This window comes from Parageobacillus thermoglucosidasius (assembly GCF_001295365.1).
GTDB classification, from domain to species: Bacteria; Bacillota; Bacilli; order Bacillales; family Anoxybacillaceae; genus Parageobacillus; species Parageobacillus thermoglucosidasius.
Genome location: NZ_CP012712.1, coordinates 1,756,101 through 1,773,941, shown reverse-complemented (window position 1 = coordinate 1,773,941; position 17,841 = coordinate 1,756,101). Strand labels below are relative to the sequence as shown.

At 40.3% G+C, this 17,841-nt stretch carries 14 protein-coding genes; 1 reads left to right on the top strand and 13 read right to left on the bottom strand.

What is annotated here, in order from left to right; genetic code table 11:
• Window positions 1-19 precede the first annotated feature (19 nt).
• The 5 genes from rpoZ to AOT13_RS08820 form a co-directional block, all read right to left on the bottom strand.
• Entirely contained in the window at window positions 20-220 is a 201-nt protein-coding gene (gene rpoZ, locus AOT13_RS08840; RefSeq protein ID WP_003251846.1) for a DNA-directed RNA polymerase subunit omega, read from the bottom strand.
• Window positions 221-223: 3 nt separating this feature from the next.
• Window positions 224-838: a guanylate kinase gene (gmk, locus tag AOT13_RS08835; RefSeq protein WP_003251849.1), complete on the bottom strand. Its 615-nt coding sequence runs from the start codon at window positions 836-838 to the stop codon at window positions 224-226.
• 13 nt (window positions 839-851) lie between these two features.
• Window positions 852-1,115, bottom strand: coding sequence for an extracellular matrix/biofilm regulator RemA (remA, locus tag AOT13_RS08830; protein ID WP_003251851.1), 264 nt, complete (start codon window positions 1,113-1,115; stop codon window positions 852-854).
• A 56-nt stretch (window positions 1,116-1,171) separates the two neighbouring features.
• The gene (locus tag AOT13_RS08825; RefSeq protein ID WP_003251853.1) at window positions 1,172-2,047 is read right to left on the bottom strand and encodes a YicC/YloC family endoribonuclease; all 876 of its coding nucleotides are present in this window, start codon (window positions 2,045-2,047) and stop codon (window positions 1,172-1,174) included.
• 88 nt (window positions 2,048-2,135) lie between these two features.
• The gene (locus AOT13_RS08820; protein ID WP_003251855.1) at window positions 2,136-4,808 is read right to left on the bottom strand and encodes a calcium-translocating P-type ATPase, SERCA-type; all 2,673 of its coding nucleotides are present in this window, start codon (window positions 4,806-4,808) and stop codon (window positions 2,136-2,138) included.
• A 112-nt stretch (window positions 4,809-4,920) separates the two neighbouring features.
• Between AOT13_RS08820 and AOT13_RS08815 the strand changes: the two genes are divergently transcribed.
• Window positions 4,921-6,636 carry an Rqc2 family fibronectin-binding protein gene (locus AOT13_RS08815; protein WP_013877228.1) on the top strand — a complete coding sequence of 572 codons (1,716 nt, stop codon included), beginning with the start codon at window positions 4,921-4,923 and terminating at the stop codon, window positions 6,634-6,636.
• 166 nt (window positions 6,637-6,802) lie between these two features.
• Here AOT13_RS08815 and AOT13_RS08810 read toward each other — a convergent pair whose 3' ends face one another.
• From AOT13_RS08810 to AOT13_RS08775, 8 genes are all read right to left on the bottom strand, one after another.
• Window positions 6,803-7,636, bottom strand: coding sequence for a hypothetical protein (locus AOT13_RS08810; RefSeq protein WP_013877229.1), 834 nt, complete (start codon window positions 7,634-7,636; stop codon window positions 6,803-6,805).
• Between the two features lie 157 nt (window positions 7,637-7,793).
• The gene (locus tag AOT13_RS08805; RefSeq protein WP_013877230.1) at window positions 7,794-8,093 is read right to left on the bottom strand and encodes a hypothetical protein; all 300 of its coding nucleotides are present in this window, start codon (window positions 8,091-8,093) and stop codon (window positions 7,794-7,796) included.
• Complete coding sequence (locus tag AOT13_RS08800; RefSeq protein ID WP_013877231.1) at window positions 8,093-8,614, bottom strand: hypothetical protein; 522 nt, start codon at window positions 8,612-8,614, stop codon at window positions 8,093-8,095. The genes AOT13_RS08805 and AOT13_RS08800 overlap by 1 nt, the downstream gene beginning before the upstream one ends.
• Complete coding sequence (locus tag AOT13_RS08795; protein ID WP_013877232.1) at window positions 8,611-11,757, bottom strand: ATP-binding protein; 3,147 nt, start codon at window positions 11,755-11,757, stop codon at window positions 8,611-8,613. Before AOT13_RS08795 ends, AOT13_RS08800 begins: the two co-directional genes overlap by 4 nt.
• A 122-nt stretch (window positions 11,758-11,879) precedes the next feature.
• Window positions 11,880-12,365: a hypothetical protein gene (locus AOT13_RS08790; RefSeq protein WP_013877234.1), complete on the bottom strand. Its 486-nt coding sequence runs from the start codon at window positions 12,363-12,365 to the stop codon at window positions 11,880-11,882.
• A 22-nt stretch (window positions 12,366-12,387) separates the two neighbouring features.
• Window positions 12,388-14,661, bottom strand: a complete 2,274-nt coding sequence (locus tag AOT13_RS08785) for a dynamin family protein (protein WP_013877235.1) — start codon at window positions 14,659-14,661, stop codon at window positions 12,388-12,390.
• Between the two features lie 19 nt (window positions 14,662-14,680).
• Window positions 14,681-16,159 carry a dynamin family protein gene (locus AOT13_RS08780; RefSeq protein WP_042383328.1) on the bottom strand — a complete coding sequence of 493 codons (1,479 nt, stop codon included), beginning with the start codon at window positions 16,157-16,159 and terminating at the stop codon, window positions 14,681-14,683.
• A gap of 133 nt (window positions 16,160-16,292) precedes the next feature.
• Window positions 16,293-17,264, bottom strand: coding sequence for a helix-turn-helix transcriptional regulator (locus AOT13_RS08775; protein WP_013877237.1), 972 nt, complete (start codon window positions 17,262-17,264; stop codon window positions 16,293-16,295).
• Window positions 17,265-17,841: the final 577 nt, after the last annotated feature.

The window sequence follows — 17,841 nt, the reverse complement described above, 5'->3', positions numbered from 1 at the left end:
CAACCTAACAGCTAGGTTGTTATTTTTCTTCTTCTACTAATTCGATATGGTCCGCAGCAATTTCCTCTAACGCCTGCCCGACAAATTTTTTCGAAACAGGGTTTTTAACCGTCAATTCTGCGTCCTCCTGAAGCTGGCGCGCACGTTTCGCCACCACTGTGACAAGCTTATATTTCGAATCGACCTTTTGCATTAATAGATCGATGGAAGGATATAACATGCTTTATTCCACCCCCAGCATTCTTTTATAACGTTTTGCCACGCGTTCCCGCCGGCAATGTTCAGCCATCACGATCGCTTTAATCCGCTCGCACGCGAGCTCGACTTTATCGTTTTCCACGACATAATCGTAAGCATCCATCATTTCCAGCTCTTCTTTTGCCGCTTTCAAACGATTTTGGATGTGCTCTGCCGATTCTGTGCCGCGTGATATAATTCGTTTTTCCAATTCGCTTAAACTTGGAGGGGCGAGAAAAATGAAGAGGCCTTCCGGAAACACTTTGCGCACTTGCATCGCGCCTTGCACTTCGATTTCCAAAAACACGTCTTTTCCTTCTTGCAATGTTTTTTCCACATAGTCGATCGGCGTTCCATAGTAATTGCCGACATACTCCGCCCACTCCAACAGTTTGTTTTCGCGAATCATTTGCTCAAATTCTTCGCGCGTTTTAAAGAAATAATCGACGCCATCGACTTCGCCTTCCCGCGGTTTCCGCGTCGTGACGGAAACAGAATAATGCAAATTAATATCCGGCTGCGAAAACAATGCTTTCCGCACCGTTCCTTTGCCGACACCAGACGGGCCAGACAGCACAATCAACAATCCTCTTTCGCTCATAAACGTATAAAACCTACCCTTCCTCCGATAAATCATCACTGCCATATAAACGGCTGGCTACCGTTTCCGGTTGAATAGAAGATAGTATGACATGATCGCTGTCCATAATAATGACAGCGCGCGTTCTTCTTCCATGAGTGGCATCCACTAATTTCCCGCTCTCTTTTGCGTCTTGAATCATTCGTTTTATTGGCGCAGAATCGGGGCTGACAATGGTTATAATCCGAGCGGCGGACACCATATTGCCATGACCGATGTTAATGAATTTTACTCCCACGAAACGCCCACCTGCCATAAACATTATTGTTGCCGCAATAAAACCGCTCTAAACGCTCATTCGATATTTTGCACTTGCTCTTTTATTTTTTCGAGCGCGCTTTTCATCTCCACGACTTGCATCGCGATGAGACTGTCGTTCGCCTTTGCCCCTATCGTGTTCACTTCGCGGTTCAGCTCTTGCACTAAAAAATCAAGCTTTCGCCCGATCGGTTCATCTTTTTCCAACGTTGCGGCAACTTGCTGGAGATGGCTGCGGATCCGCTTCAGCTCTTCATTAATATCTGATTTTTCCGCAAAAATCGCCACCTCCGTCAAAATGCGCGACTCATCGGCAGGAAGCGGGTTAAGCTCACGGATGCGCTTCGTCAGCCGCTCGCGATAATATTCAATGACGAAAGGCGCCTGTCTTTCGATTGCTTGCACGCTTTTTTCGATATAAGAGAGCTGTGTTTGTATATCAGCAAGGAGCGCCTCTCCTTCCTGCTTGCGCATAGACGCAAGTTGCTCTGCCGCTTCTTTCACCGCAGCAAGCAAAAGCTGCTCTAATTCTTCATTTTCCGTTTCTTCTTCAATAATTTCCGTCACACCTTCGAGCTGAAACAAATGGGAAAGTGTCACTTGGTCGCGCAAAGAAAACTGTTCGTTAGCTCTTTGCAAACTATTATAATATTCCTTCATTAAATCCCAATCAATATGCAGTTTTCGCTTAACTAAGCCGTCGCCTTCGATATTGACAAAAACTTCGACCTTCCCCCGTTTCACGTGCTGTAAAATTACTTTTTTTATTTTATCCTCAAAAGTAACCCATTGTCTAGGGATGCGAACAGAAATTTCACAAAATCGGTGGTTCACCGATTTCATTTCCACCGTAATGCTTAGCTGTTCATTTTTTTGGGTGCTGCGTCCAAAACCTGTCATGCTATAAACCATGTCATCACATCCGTTTATGTGAAGTGCCAAAAAGAAAAGGTCATAGAGTCACCCTCTATCACCTTGGATATTATAACATATCTCCTTTTTATTTTCTCGCAAAAAGCGAACCAGAAAACAAAAATGTCGGAAGTGCCGCTAAACCAATAATAAGCAGCCAGTCAAACAGAGCGATCGGCACTGTATGAAAAATTCCTTGCAACGGCGGGTAGTAAATGACGACAAGCAACAATAATATCGATATCATAACCGCTGCGACAAGATATATATTTTCAAACGGATTGCGGTCCAAAATCGATCGTTCGCAACGGCAGTCAAACACATGAATAAGCTGGGCCATCACTAACGTCGCAAACGCCACCGTCTGCGCATAAACAAGCGCGTGTCCGCTTCGTTCATATGCGGTGATAAACGCTGCGAGCGTTACCAATCCAATGATAAAACCGCGGCTGATGATTTTCCAGCCAAGTCCACGCGCGAACACTCCTTCTTTCGGATGGCGCGGCGGGCGCTTCATAACATTTTCTTCTGCGCGGTCAAGTCCAAGCGCCATCGCCGGAAGGCCGTCTGTGACAAGATTCACCCATAAAATTTGGATCGGCACAAGCGGAAGCGGAAGAGCCAGTAGCATCGCCAACAACATGACAAAAATTTCGCCGACATTTGATGCTAACAAATAGCGGATAAATTTGCGGATGTTTTCGTAAATATTTCTGCCTTCTTGAATCGCCGCTTGAATTGTCGCAAAGTTATCATCCAATAGCACCAGCGCGGCTGCTTCTTTCGCGACATCTGTTCCCGACCGTCCCATCGCCACGCCGATGTCGGCCGCCTTAATCGCCGGGGCGTCGTTGACACCGTCTCCCGTCATCGCGACAATATGTCCGCGCCGTTGCAATGCTTTCACAATTTTTAATTTATGCTCCGGCGAAACGCGGGCAAATACATAAATATCATCGACCGCTCCTTCGAGTTCATCTACCGAAAGCCGCGACAGCGTCGGGCCGTCCATTACTTTTCCGTCCGGCGGCAGCACCCCGAGCTGCTTCGCGATCGCTTTTGCGGTAAGCACATGATCGCCGGTAATCATCACCGTTTTTATGCCCGCTTCTTTGCATTGCTGCACCGCTTTTTTCACTTCTGGGCGCGGCGGGTCGATCATCGCTTGGATTCCGATAAACACAAGATCTTTCTCCGCCTCTTTTTCCGATGTTATCCGCTTTTGCGCTTGCAGCGGGCGATAGGCGATGGCAATCGTGCGGAGGGCTTGGTTCGCCATTTTATGAATGACATCTTGTACCGTTTTTCTCCACGCCATTGTCATCGTTTGTTCACGGCCGTTCCAATAAATTTGTCCGCACACTTGCAACAACACGTCTGGGGCTCCTTTTGTGACAATGAATCGCCTTCCTGCTTTATCTTTCACAATGACCGTCATCATTTTCCGCTCGGAATCAAACGGAAATTCCTGCTCTACGATAAATTCGCTTTCGATGCGGTCTTTCGTCCATCCCGCCTTCATCGCGGCGACAAGCAAAGCGCCTTCGGTCGGGTCGCCATCGATGTAGCGCCGCCCCCCTTTTTCTTTCAGCTGCGAGCTGTTGCAAAGCGCGCCAAACATCAGCAGCTGTTGCAAGACCGTTTCTTTTTTGTCGTCAATTGGGCGCCCGTTTTCATAAAATTGCCCCGATGTTTCCAACCCGGCGCCGCTTACCGTCCATGTTTTTCCGTTTGCCCAAATATGCGTCACTGTCATCATATTTTCCGTCATCGTCCCCGTTTTATCGGAACAAATGACTGAAGCGCAACCTAACGTTTCCACCGCCGGGAGCTTGCGGACGATCGCGTTTTTCTTGATCATCCGCTGCACGCCAAGCGCAAGCGCAATGGTCACAATCGCCGGCAGCCCTTCTGGAATCGCGGCGACCGCTAACGAAACGCCGGCTAAAAACATTTCGTACAAGCCATGTCCTTGAATGACGCCAACCGCGACGACAAGCACCGTAAGCAAGAGCGCAACGACAATTAAAATTTTCCCAAGCTGCTCCAGCCTCCGCTGCAGCGGCGTCGTCACTGTTTCCGCTTCTTGAAGCAGATTCGCGATTTGCCCCATGGCCGTTTTCATTCCTGTCGCAATCACAATGCCGACACCGCTCCCTCTTGTTACAAGAGTCCCCATAAAAGACATATTATGCAAATCGCCAATCGCAGCATTTTCATTCATCAGCGGAACCGCCGATTTTGCTGTCGGCACCGACTCGCCTGTCAGCGCCGATTCTTCGATTTCCAGCCCTTTTGCATCAATTAAGCGGACATCGGCGCCGATTCTGTCTCCGCTTGAGAACTTGACAATATCGCCGACAACAAGCTCTCGCGCTGGAATTTTCACCCATTCTCCGTCACGCAATACCGTTGCCTGTGGCGCCGATAATTTTTTCAGCGCCTCCAGCGATTTTTCGGCGCGCCGCTCTTGGAAAAAGCCTAAACACCCATTCATGATGACGATAACAATAATGGCAATGGCATCGACATACTCCCCAAGCAAGCCAGAGATGACCGTCGCCGCAAGAAGCACAAGCACCATAAAATCGTTAAACTGATTCAAAAACAATAAAAGTGCCGACTGTTTCTTCGCTTCTTTTAATTCATTATATCCGAACCGCTTCAGACGCTTTTTCGCTTCTTCCGTCGTTAATCCCCTCGTGAGGTTGGTGTTGGTTTCTTTCGCCACTTCATTTGTCGCAAGCGTATGCCACTGCATCGTCGCTTCTCCTCCCTCTTTGCTTTTCTATGAAAGCTTATTCAGACATGCCCGAAAAAATGATATGATATGTTATTGATGAAGCAACAAAACAAACAGAAAGGTGTTTTTTATGTCATTCGATGGAGTGTTTACCTATGCAGTCGTTAACGAATTACAGCAAGCGCTCGCGGGGGGGCGCATCACGAAAATCCATCAACCGGCTGTCCATGAATTGGTCATGCAAATCCGCTCGCACGGGCGAAATTATAAATTGTTGTTGTCCGCGCATCCGAACTATGCGCGTGTTCATCTGACCAATGAAACGTATGACAATCCGGCGGAACCGCCGATGTTTTGCATGCTGTTGCGAAAACATTTGGAAGGAAGCATTATCGAAGCGATCCGGCAAGTCGATTTTGACCGCATCATTATCATCGAGACAAAAGGGCGGGATGAAATCGGCGATATTCATGCAAAACAATTAATCATCGAAATCATGGGGCGGCACAGCAACATCATCTTAGTTGACGAAGAAACGAACACGATTATCGACAGCATTAAACATCTTTCTCCTGCCGTCAACCGCTACCGCACCGTGCTTCCCGGCCATGAATATATCGCGCCGCCTTCGCATGGAAAAATCAACCCGCTTGAGGCGACCGAAGAAACCATCATGAAAAAAATCGACTTTCATGCCGGCAAACTGGCGGACCAGCTCGTCGCCACCTTTTCCGGGATCTCGCCGCTGTTTGCGAAAGAAGCGGTATTTCGCGCCGGGCTTGCGAACCGTGCGACGCTGCCAAAAAGCTTTATCTCCTTGATGGATGAGGTGCGCGCCCATCGCTTTGCGCCGGCGATATACACAAACGGCGAAAAAGAATGGTTTTACGTGCTCCCGCTTACCCATTTGCAGGCAGAAGCGAAACCGTTCGCTACACCAAGTGAATTGTTAGACCGCTTTTACTTCGGCAAAGCCGAGCGCGACCGCGTCAAACAGCAGGCGCATGACCTTGAGCGGTTTATTGCGAATGAGAAAGCGAAAAATGAGAAAAAGCTGATTAAGCTGAAGCAAACATTAGAGGAAGCAAAACGGGCGGAACAATATCGGCTTTACGGGGAACTGCTAACCGCTAACTTGTATGCCGTCGAGCGGGGAATGAACGAAATTGAAGTGGTCAACTATTACGATGAAAACGGTGCGACTATAACGATTCCGCTTGATCCGCAAAAATCGCCGTCGGAAAACGCGCAAAGCTATTTTCAAAAATACCAAAAAGCGAAAAACTCGCTTAACGTCGTCCAAGAGCAAATCGAGCGCACAAATGAAGAAATCGCCTATTTCGACACGCTTCTCCAGCAGCTGGAAACCGCCGCGCCGAAAGATGTCGAGGAAATCCGTGAGGAATTAATCGAACAAGGGTATTTGCGGGCGCGCAACAGCAAACAGACGAAAAAGCAAAAACAGCGGGCGATCGAGCTGGAACGCTACATCGCAAGCGATGGCACAGAAATTCTCGTTGGCAAAAACAATAAACAAAACGATTATTTAACCAACAAGCTTGCGCGTAAAGATGAAATCTGGCTGCACACGAAAGATATCCCCGGCTCTCACGTTGTCATCCGCAGCAAAAACCCGTCTGAGCAAACGATTGCTGAGGCCGCCAACCTCGCCGCCTACTTTAGCAAAGCGCGGCAATCGAGCTCCGTTCCGGTCGATTACACGCGCATCCGCTATGTGAAAAAACCAAGCGGCGCCAAACCGGGGTTTGTCATTTACGAAAACCAGCAAACGATTTACGTGACGCCGGATGAGGATTTGGTGATTAAGATGAAAAAAAACACCTGACATGTTCAGGTGTTTTTTTTCTGTGCTTTTCTTCTCTAGTTTTTCGTTCTATCAAACGCTTTTTAACAGTGGTAAAAGGGCAAGAAACAGACTATATCTTTTGATTGTGAATAAGAATAACGAGAGGAAAAGCTACTTCGCGCATTTCCTCTCTTACACTTTTTTATTATTGAGCAATGTTTATCTCAAACTGGAATGGATTAATTTCAATATCATAGTTGTCAGAGCTTCCTTCAAAGTAAAATTTGATTACTTTTTCATTTGGATCGACAGCTGGAAAAGGAATAATTGCTTCTACATTTGTTTTCGGTAAAATATCTGATGGAATCTCAGGATAGCCTGCTTCAAAGTTATCCGCTCTGTCATGTTGTGTATTACCTACTAAAAGCTTTGCATTATAACCCCAAAAATTGATTTTTGCATTGCTTTGGTTGGAAATAGTAACATACGCTCTTGTTTCATCTTCCGCAATCTCTACTTTATTCAGTTTTACAATATAACCATGCTGATTGATTTCTTTATTCACATCAATGGTTTTAATTGGCTTAGAGAATGCCGTTACATAATCTGTCTTTTCCACTTTTTCTGCATCGATAATCGGAGCAGTGACTTTCCCGCCTAGCGCGTTTTCTCCTTCGAATGATTTTCTAACAGTTCCGATCACGTGAATGATATCTTCATTTTTTACATTTGTCTTTGGATCGGCAACAACTATCACGTTCTGTTCGCTATTTTTCGGGTCAGCAAACGCCTGAATATAAATTCCATCATCATCCTTCTCCGGTTCAACAAAAATTTTGGCGTAAAAATCCACTTTAGCACCTTTATACTTGTCTGGATTAGAAATCATTTTAGCAAATTCTTCTTTTGACAGCGGCGCTTTGGCTTCCTGCTTTTTATCGTCGTTTTTGTTGCTACTAGACGATTGTTCGGATGAACAACCCGTTGCAGCTACAAGCAACAATACAAAAGCGAAAAACGGTGATAAAAGCTTTTTCATAATTTATCCTTCTCCTCTCCGACAGTCCAAAAATAAACAATAAACTGAATTTTTATGTTCCAGACAATAATGTTCTCACAGTCATTCGGGCATCTAGCGACCTATATGATATTCACTGCATAACCATTCTACATTCTCTTTTGAATGGCAACAAAAACTATAACATCTTATTAAAAACCTCTAATGAAGGAATTTCGCCGTAGCGAAGATTCTGCAACCATTTGTCATAACACTTATCCAATAACTCTTTTCCCTCATCCGTTAACATTTGTGAGGTCAACGAAAATTCCTCATCAATGCCCAATTCATAAATCTCTAACCCATACTTATTTAGTAACCCTTTATCTTTCAACCAATTCATTATAACAGTAAGGTGCTGTAATTTTTCTTCATATGAAGCATCGCTTTCCGATTCTAAATGCCATTTTGCTTTATCATACACCTTTACTTGATTCATTACGCCAACCTCCATACATGTGTCTGTATTTGGGGTGAAAATTCATAAATCTCACCAGTTTCTGGGTCTTTTATATAATTCCCGCCACTTTCACGAATACGTTGTTCTTTCGCCAGTTGCGCTTCTTTTGTTGCTGTTTCCGATGTTACCTCTATAGAATCAATAACTACACCATCTTTCACTACAACAAAATCAATTCTTCTTGCTTGTCCTGTTACATCATCTTTTACAATATTTCCTTCTGCATCACGTAAATAAGCTTCACGGATAATCTTATATCCTTGCTGTTCAGGATACATTTCTTTTAATCGCTCATATACTTGTTCTTCCCGTAAATCACCGTTTTTACGATTTAAGTCAATAATATCTTTTTTACTCATTTCTTGTTCATATAAAGGTTTGTCCGCTTCTGCATAGTTTAATACCACAGTAGCATTCAAATCCTTTACAAATATCGGGATATCCTTTAATGATGAGCCAATTTCCTTCTTAGCTATTTCTGCCACAAAAGCCTCGATCATACTACACTCTCCCTGCGATAATGTTCAATCCACTTAAAATAAAAATCTTTAAACTCATCACTTTCTTTCGATCGCTCCCGAAGGATGCATTGAATAAATGCTTTCTCATATGCACCGTTTTCTTGAAAGTCAACATATCTCTTCAACGCTAAACTTACACGTTCGTTCCATTCATTAAAATCTTTAGAACTTCTTGCAAATCGCAATAATTTTTCTACTGGCACAAAAAGAGCTGCAATATGCGCCAATTCCTCAAAACGATTTGTTTCCCACAAACTCATTGTTCTCTTTTCTATATATTGATACAAATTATCTATTAATATTTGCTTTTCTTTCAAATGAATCTCTTGCTGTTCCAACCATTTTATAAGTGAATGGATATCGAGATGGCTTAAATCGAGTTTTTGTTCTGCAGCTACCCGTCCTTCTAAAAGCAGCTGGATAATATTACTCCGCATTTGCTTATCATTGTCGTTATTGACATCATTCATATGAATATAAGGTTCCGCGCTTTTAAATTCATCGATCTCACATAGAACAGGTTCAAGCCAGTTATTTTGGTAAATAACGGCAACCCCCGTTTTCAATTTTGCTACCTCATTAATTTGTTGCTCACTCAACGTGGTAGCTTTTCCGACATTTTCACGATCATATCTGTCCGGCAGACGAAGAATAATTTTTGTATTGGTGTTTCGAATGACTGAACGGTCTAACAGCCCCGGGGATTGATCAACAATAATAAATCCTTCACCATAAGTCCGCATTTCCGCAATCGCATTTGTCAGCATTTCAACCGCTTTCCCTTGAAGATTAGCACTTTCCTGAGTTTGGTCAAAATTTGTACGTCTTAATAAATGGTGAGCTTCTTCTAATACGGTTACGTGTTGCAATTCATGATTCATTGTTGGTGTAAATGCCATGCGATGTTCTTGTAACCGCATCAATAAAATCCCCATCATTAATGCTTTCGTTTCTGTTGAACCAATTCGACTTAAGTCAATTAAACAATTCTGGTCAAACAATATCGTGTTATCTGTTTCATCATCAGAAAACATGCGGCCAATTAAACCGTTTGTCAGTGAATGAACTCTCGTCACTAACGCACCGATATAATCATTTTTTGTATCTTGAGAATAAGCGGAATTGTTGATGACTTCCGGCAATGTGCTGAGCAATTCTTGGAACGTCGGGAAAATTGGATTTTCATAGAAATTCGTCGATTCCTCTAAATCCCAGCCACATCTTTCATAGCTTTGTTCAATCGCCTCTTTTAAAATAGCTGGCATAGCTGCATACATCGGCCAGCATGCATTAAAAATTTCAATCAATCGGTCAATATGTTCTAACACATGAATATTATCCGGAAATCGAAACGGGTTAATTTTTAATAAGGTAGACAAAGCCGGATTGGTTCCAAAAATATGAACATTTTTCTTGCCACCAAATATTTGTTTGTATTCACCTTTGGCAGGTTCGATAACCAGAAAATGTATATTTTCCTTTCCGAGCCGATCTAATAACGTATAAACCGTATTAGACTTACCAGATCCCGTCGATCCTGTAATGAATGTATGCATAGAAAGACTTTGCAAATCAAGAGTAACTTCTGTATCTTCGGAACGTCCCATATGAAATATTTTTCCTATAGATATTTGCTTTTTCTCATCATTTTTATTGTCATATGTCCAAACATTCCTCCCAAACTCAACTGCTTCCATAACTGGCAAACCACTGACTGATTTTCGCGGCAACGCAAAACTAATCGCTAGCTCCCTTCCATTAATGAGCGTCCCCGGAGATACGTAAGGAACGTTTAGCCCATTATTCGCTTGCAGGCGAATGAGCGGATGATGCAGTTTTGTTAAATACTTCGTAATCATTTCTAATTTTTGTTGATTACCATTATCCCATGTATTAATAACAGAATGTTCCACAGAGGAATTATCTCCGCGCATAATCGACTGGTACGTACTTGCAGCCACTTTTGCCGTTTGGGCGTCTTCTGCGACAAAATAACAAGCGCAATTCCATAAGCCGTAATCTTCCGAACTTTTTAGACGCTTTAACTGTTCATCAATTTTCTCAAGCAAGTTGGTAACCGATTTATTTTCAAACTTAATTTGCAAACTTCTGCTTGTTCCCTCTGTGATCGTTTCTGATTTACTAGTTGTTGTTGCTTCTGATTTTGATGTCCCTGTCGTTCTAGTTGTCCCTTCTGTATCTGATGTGCTTAACGTTGAATTAACCGTTATCCCTTCCGTCGATGTTCGATTTTTCCCTACTGATAAAAAGAGAGAAAATCCTGTGTTTCCTCCTTTAGAAACACTTTCATTACGGGAACTTCCTTCGGTTGAACCTTTTGTGTGACTTTGTGTTTTAGCAAGGCTTTCATTAATGGTATTCGTAACACTATTGCTGATTCCTTCGGCGACAGCTTTAGTATCATTCTCACTAAAAGACAGTTCCGTTTGTTGAAACGGGACAAGTTGTGAGTATAGAGTTTCATAACCACGATAAATTTCAGCAATTGTTTTCGGTTGTACAGGATCGGCAATAAATATTGCCGAATATGTTTCACCTTTCATCGAGTCAATTAATTTTTCCAGCCCCTGTATATAGCTTTTTTTATCAACATCTTTTAGTGCTGGAATCCCTGAAACTGCTGTTACCACTTTTTTTGATTCGCTCAATCGTGATTCAAATATATTTTGTATAATTTTCTCAATTTCACTATTTCGCAAATTACGCAGTTCTGTTCCTGGGAAATGGCCGTTAAAACTTTTTTGCAATCCATCTTTCGCTTCATTTACGCTTCGTTGCAAATCGAGCGAACGTACTCCAATATATAAATCTACATCTGTTCCTTTACTGTCGAGAATAAGAATAAGAGAACTATTCAAATTTCCTACGGTATTAAAAATATTAATGAGCTTCTCTGAAGTATCCTCGTTTTGATCATAAACAATCTTTGTAATTTTAAATAAACGAATATGCTGTCTCACCGTTATATTTTCAATATGAGGCGGTATTGATACCACCTCATGTGTCGTTAGCTCAGATAAGTAGTTTTTTTCGACAAATTCACTTGCCAACTGAAACGATTGAATAAGGTCATTTTCTTTGCGGACATCCAGTGTATTCATGAGACCACCCTCAACTTTGTATTATTTGTTTCGTGAAGTGCTCATTATTTTCCGTTCTTTTTCAAACTGTTCTCTGTTTTTATTCGCCATTTGTTGTTTAAAGCATATTTCAGGCTCCTCGCTCATTTTTTTATTAGATATTTTATTAAATAATACAATACTGCTGCTGTGGCTATCACCACCATTCCTGCCACAATATTCTTTCCCAGCGATGTATTGTTTTTTTTACTTCCCACATTTCTCGAAATATTTACTTTCGAAAAATGATTAGAGGAATCAGATGATTTTGCTGTTAATTCTCCTTTATACACTTCTTTGCCAACTTCCATCGTATGATGGAATCGCTCTTTAGAGAAATTTGTCATTAATTGCGCTTGCAGTTGCGAAAAATATTTTTTGTCCCATTTTGTCCGGTCGTGCTCGAAATCTCTCCCGTCATGCTCTTCCCATATATGAATTCCGGCCGACTTCACCTTATCAATCACTTTCAAAGTTTCATTATTTCGATCAAGCGGATCGGCCATAATATATGAAACAATAGCACTTCGGATTTTACGGACGTTTTTTTCTTGAATCGCTTGATCTAAAAACGTTGTTGAATTTGCCATTTCTATTTCCTTCCTTTCGATTTTATATTTCGAGAATCGCATCTAATCTGGCAATAAAATCATCAAGCCATTGTTTTTTCCTTTCATTTTCTTCGATTCTTTTTTGCAGTTCATTGTTGTGACTTGCCATTTCTTTAAGTTCTTGCACACGCTTTTTCATTTCTTCCTCAAGCTGATTAATTTCAGAAATAAAGTGTTCTTTTAACTCCACCTTTTTCTCTTCTAAATGATTTATCGCATTAGCGAAATTTTCTTCTAATGAATAAATAAAATCCCCTAAAAACTTATCTCGAACTCGATCTTTATCAACGTATTCTCTATCCTCATATACATCCTCTTCGATGTACTTAGACGAAAGCCACGTCCATGGCTTATACCATTTTTTATTTTTATTTTTCACTGTCCGCGTACCGACCCATTCTTTTTCTTTATATGTGTAGGAATTTATTAAATCGTCAACCTCCGGCAAATCTGCTTCAAAAAATTCAATTGGCGCCCAAGTTGGCCATTTTCCTTCGTCAAAACCAACAATATTACGAATATACGATCGATACTCATCAATATATTTTTGAGCATCGTTACGTAATTCACCTGTTATTGCTTTTTCTAACTCAGTGATAGCATTGCTTTGTATCGCTTCTGCTCCTTTTTTTGCACGATTCAAAATAGAATAGGCTTCATGCTTAGGAAAGTCTTTATTAAAAAATTTTTCGGTAAGTTTCCTTAACTCCTCATCAAAAATTTTTGTCCTTATTTCTTCAATACGACTCTTAACATTCTTAAAGTCTAACTTTTCAATTTTTTCTCTAAACTGCTTCGCTTTTTCACCTTGTTCTAATTCCCCTCCGATCCGTTCCATTTCTCTATGAATTTCTTGACGCTTCTGCTCATCGTTTTTTATGTCCTCTTGAAGTTTTTGCGCAATGCGCTCTCGTTCGACAATTTTTTTAAATGAGTTAACCGCGTTGGCGATTTTCGATGTGACCGCATATTTGTCCAAATATTCATTAATTGCTGCTTCTATAGATGGAATACCGGAATGATAAAGCGCTTCTGTGTATCGATCTTGGTGATCTCTTGCCATCATGATTTTGTCTGCTATCCCATTTTTTAATGACGGACTTAACGGCGCGTACTGTTCTAAATGCATAATCGGTTCTTCAATAAATAAATCAATTCCGTTCAATATTTGTCTTTGTTTTCTCGTTAAATTGATTCCGTTTTGATACATTCGGATAACCTTCGCAGTTTCAGCTGATATAGGGTAAATATTCGGATTTTCAATTCCATGCTTTTCTAAATATTTTTTGACACGTTCTAAAACGCCACGTAAGTCTTCCCCTTTTTCCGGATCAAACTCATCCGCTTTATTGACAGCAAAAATAAAACGATCTTTTGATTGTTTTCCACCAACTTTCATTGCCTCTGCAACACTATTGAGCAGAAAATAATCATCATCTGTATTCAGTTGCGTTCCATTTAAAACATACAGCACCATTGGTTTATCATCATCTTTAATAACACGATATGTATGCTCTCTGTGGTTATGGTTCATTGAGTTATTAGGACCTGGGGTATCCACCAGCACTAAATTCATTTTCTTTGCGGAGATCGGCGGAATATTTCCTTCCACTTGAATGACGGACACCGCTGGATTACTATTAAAGGCATCCATATCCTCATAGGTTACATTTTCTTTGGACGCAATTTCATTCCCATAAGCATCGTAACAAACAGCTGAAAAAGTGGAACGTTCAGGAACGTTTTTAATTCGAGCGATGGTCGCTGTGCACGCCTCGTTTTTTGAAGGCATTAATTCTTTTCCTAATAATGCGTTGATCAATGTTGATTTTCCAGAACTCATCGTGGCAATAACAGCGATTTCAAATTCGCTATTTAAAGCCTTATGAAAATTTTCCTGTATTCTTTTATCACGCAAAGCTTCAAAAGGGCCGTTTTGCATATGTTCAACTAATTTCTTTAATTCTCCAATTTTATCAGCGGTTTCTTTTGCTGGAATGTGCTCAACATAAAGAGAAAGTGACGAATGATTCTTTATATACTGTTCACAAATTTCTAGTAAATCTTCATAATCAGGCAATGTTCCTTTAAAGCGAATATGTATACTATCTTCATTTAACTCTTCAATCAATGTAGGAATCAACTCGTGAATCCATACTTGCAGTCTCTCATTTTTATACTTACTTAACTTTCCGTTTTCCATAACATTTTTTCCGTCTATTTCGATTGCAGTTTCAACGGTGTAAGGATTGTATTTCATATAAACATCAATCATTTCACTGTCTCCTCCTAAATTACATGTAATTTTTAATTTGATAAATTCCTGACTGTTGTAAAACGGTATAAATGCGTTTGATATCGTATGTTTTATTTTTTATTTTCACCTCCCGTTGATCATTCGGGACCTCCGCTTGAAACGCGCAAGGTATTGTTGCATATTTTGTCAAGTCTTGTGTTTCTTCCGCAAAATAGTCATAAAAGAAATCGAATTGATTTTGTTCCCTTCTCGTTAAATCTTCCCCTTTTAAAACTTTTTGACATAAATTTCCCACATAAGCGGAAAGCAGTATTATAGAGGGTTTCTCAAATCCATTTTGCTTTAAGTATGTTTTTGTACTCTCTAACAATCCTTGAAGCGATTCATTTGCCTCTTCATCGATTTCATCGGCTTTGTTTACAATGAATACGACCTGCTTGTCGCTATTATTTTCGATATGCTCTTTCACATAGCTAAGCAACCTTCGATCATCGTCCGTACCAAGCTGAGTAGCGTTAATTAAATAAAATATTGCATCGTATTGTTCACTTTGAATCGCTTTAAAAGTAATATCTTCATGGCTGCGATTCATGGAATTATTGGTACCTGGGGTATCAATAAACACGACTCTACTTTCAACCTGAAATATATCGGACATTTTTCCTTCTACGTATACATGTTCAATTAACGGATTTTCGTTCAATTCATTCATTGTGCTTTCAACACCATCGATTAGACAATCGAAAAATTCACTTTGGTCATGTTGTACAATGAAATGTTTAATGTAAGGACGGTGAGCGTATGTAAACACTTTTGAAGTGCATGCTTCGTTTTGAGAAGGAAATATCTCTTGCCCTATTAAACTATTTAAAAAAGTTGATTTACCAGAACTCATGGTTCCTACAATTAAATATCTTTTCTCCACATCTTTCAAAAATTCTACTTGTTTCTTATACGCATCGTAATAAAAACGCAAATAATGAAACTTCTTTAGATTCAAATACGACTTTGCTGCTTCGAAATCTCCAGCTTTTAGCGCATTGATAAAACGAACAATGGTTTCTGCATCTTTATAATTAATTTTTAAATTGTGTTTATAGGTTACGTCTAATACGCAAGGATGATCCATAGATACATATCCATATATTAACAACAAATAGTGCGCGAAAAACATGTATTTGTAGTTATATACATAAAGTTTTGCTTTCTCAAGCTTCCATCTCGTTTTTCGAATTTCTTTGGCCAATTTTAGACTACTCTGAGAGGTTTGTTCCTTACAAATTTCTTCCTCTTCTATATTGAAACAATGTTCATATAATGTAATGATAGGTTTGTAGTACTTCTGATAGTGCACATCTTTTTTGGCATAATGATGCAGCAATTTTATATATGCCTTTCGGACAGAATCGTTTTCATAAAATATCGGGTGATTTTGATAAGGAAAGGAACAAATGATTTTGTAATATTCCAAACTATCTTCTCTTTGAATTCTAACGTTATCCTCTACAACCTGCATACGTCCTATTCCCCTTTGAATAAAACAGAAACAGCTAAATTAAAATTCATAGGTACAATTTACTATATCTTTAGCGAGAAAATTTTAGATAAAACCCTCTGAAAAATGACATATATCGACAAACCCAAAAAACTTACATATAATTCCTTAACATACTTTCTATTGTTTCCCTCATCTCATTGCGAAACTCCTCAGGTTTTAACACTTCCAAATACTGCGCTTGGCTCAAAAGCCACATTTTGATGCCTCGTCCATAAACTTCCGCTTCGATGATGGCTGATTGCCCGTCCTTTTCAACCACTTTGGCAGTGGGCAAACGGTCTAAAATTGCTTGAAGAGAAGGGCCCCAATAGCGAAAGGTGATTTTCATTAATTCTCCGGCGTGCATAAATTGAACTCGCTTACGAAATTCTCCTTCCTCAAATCGGTTTTTATAGTCTGATTTGAACCGCTCATTCGTAATGTCGTAACGAACAATTCTGTCGACCCGATAAATGGTTGGGAAATCGAAATCATAATCCATAAGAAAAGCAACTAGATAAAAGTAATATTCTGAGAAAACGACTCCGACAGGCTTTAGCTTTCTTTTAATCAGAGCATCTTCCCCTTCTTTTTTGTAATCAACAATGATTACTCGTTTAGTGCGTACCGCGTAACTTAAATCCCAAATCATATTGATTAAAGGCTTATTATGTTGCAACGGAACATAGTGAAAATGCTCATTGTGAATCACATCCTGAATAAAACGCTGATTTTGCGGAGGTGATTGTAATATTAGTTTCGCTAGCAGTCGATCCATTTCCGTCTTTTTCAATGCCCGACTTTCTAACAACACCTTTGCGATGACAAGAATCTCTTCGTTTGTCAGCCAATCATTTTCATTTTGCTTTAAAACATATCCATGTTTTTTTCGGTCGTACTCCAATACCAATGATGTTTTAAAGTTATCCGCAATATATGCACGCAATTCATCAATGTCGCGTTGAATTGTTTTCTCATTTACTCCAAAACGTTCTGCTTCTCTTTTTTTAGAAATGGTTTCCCCTCGGCGAAGTCGCTCGTAAAGCGATAGAATCCGCAGCGGCTTCGATTGCTGTTCATCCAAGCTGATCCCCCACAATCTGTACGTTCTTCAATGGATCTTCACCACAAAAGAACTCGATCTTTCTAAAAAACTCGACAATCCTCTATCTTGCAGTAAACACATTTTTTGGTTATATCTCCTTTGAATACATATCTAATTAATATATTACCATCGTCACATGGACATTATCTGTACTTCAAGAAAAAATATAAAACTTTTGTATGATTTTCCTTCAAAACCATTACTAAAGGATTATAACGATATTCATGATTTCACAGTGAATGAGAGAGGCTCAAAAAAAGGGTTTCACCAAGTGACGAAAACAAAGACATCGATTGACTCGAATTATGTTTAAAAGGAAAAACTCACTATCTATAACAAGTCACATAGAAGGCGGCCAATGACTATGCAACAATAATCCCACTCCCTGGAAATGATTCTTTGAACTGACGTGCGCCATTTCCAAAGGACATATGCTTTATTACAATGCTCTTATTTAAAAATTTTCTCTGTCATTTCATCACCAATCTTTGAAAACAAAGAGCACAAAATTTTATAATTTTAACTATTGTTTGAAAAACCGTTTTCAAATCCTTTG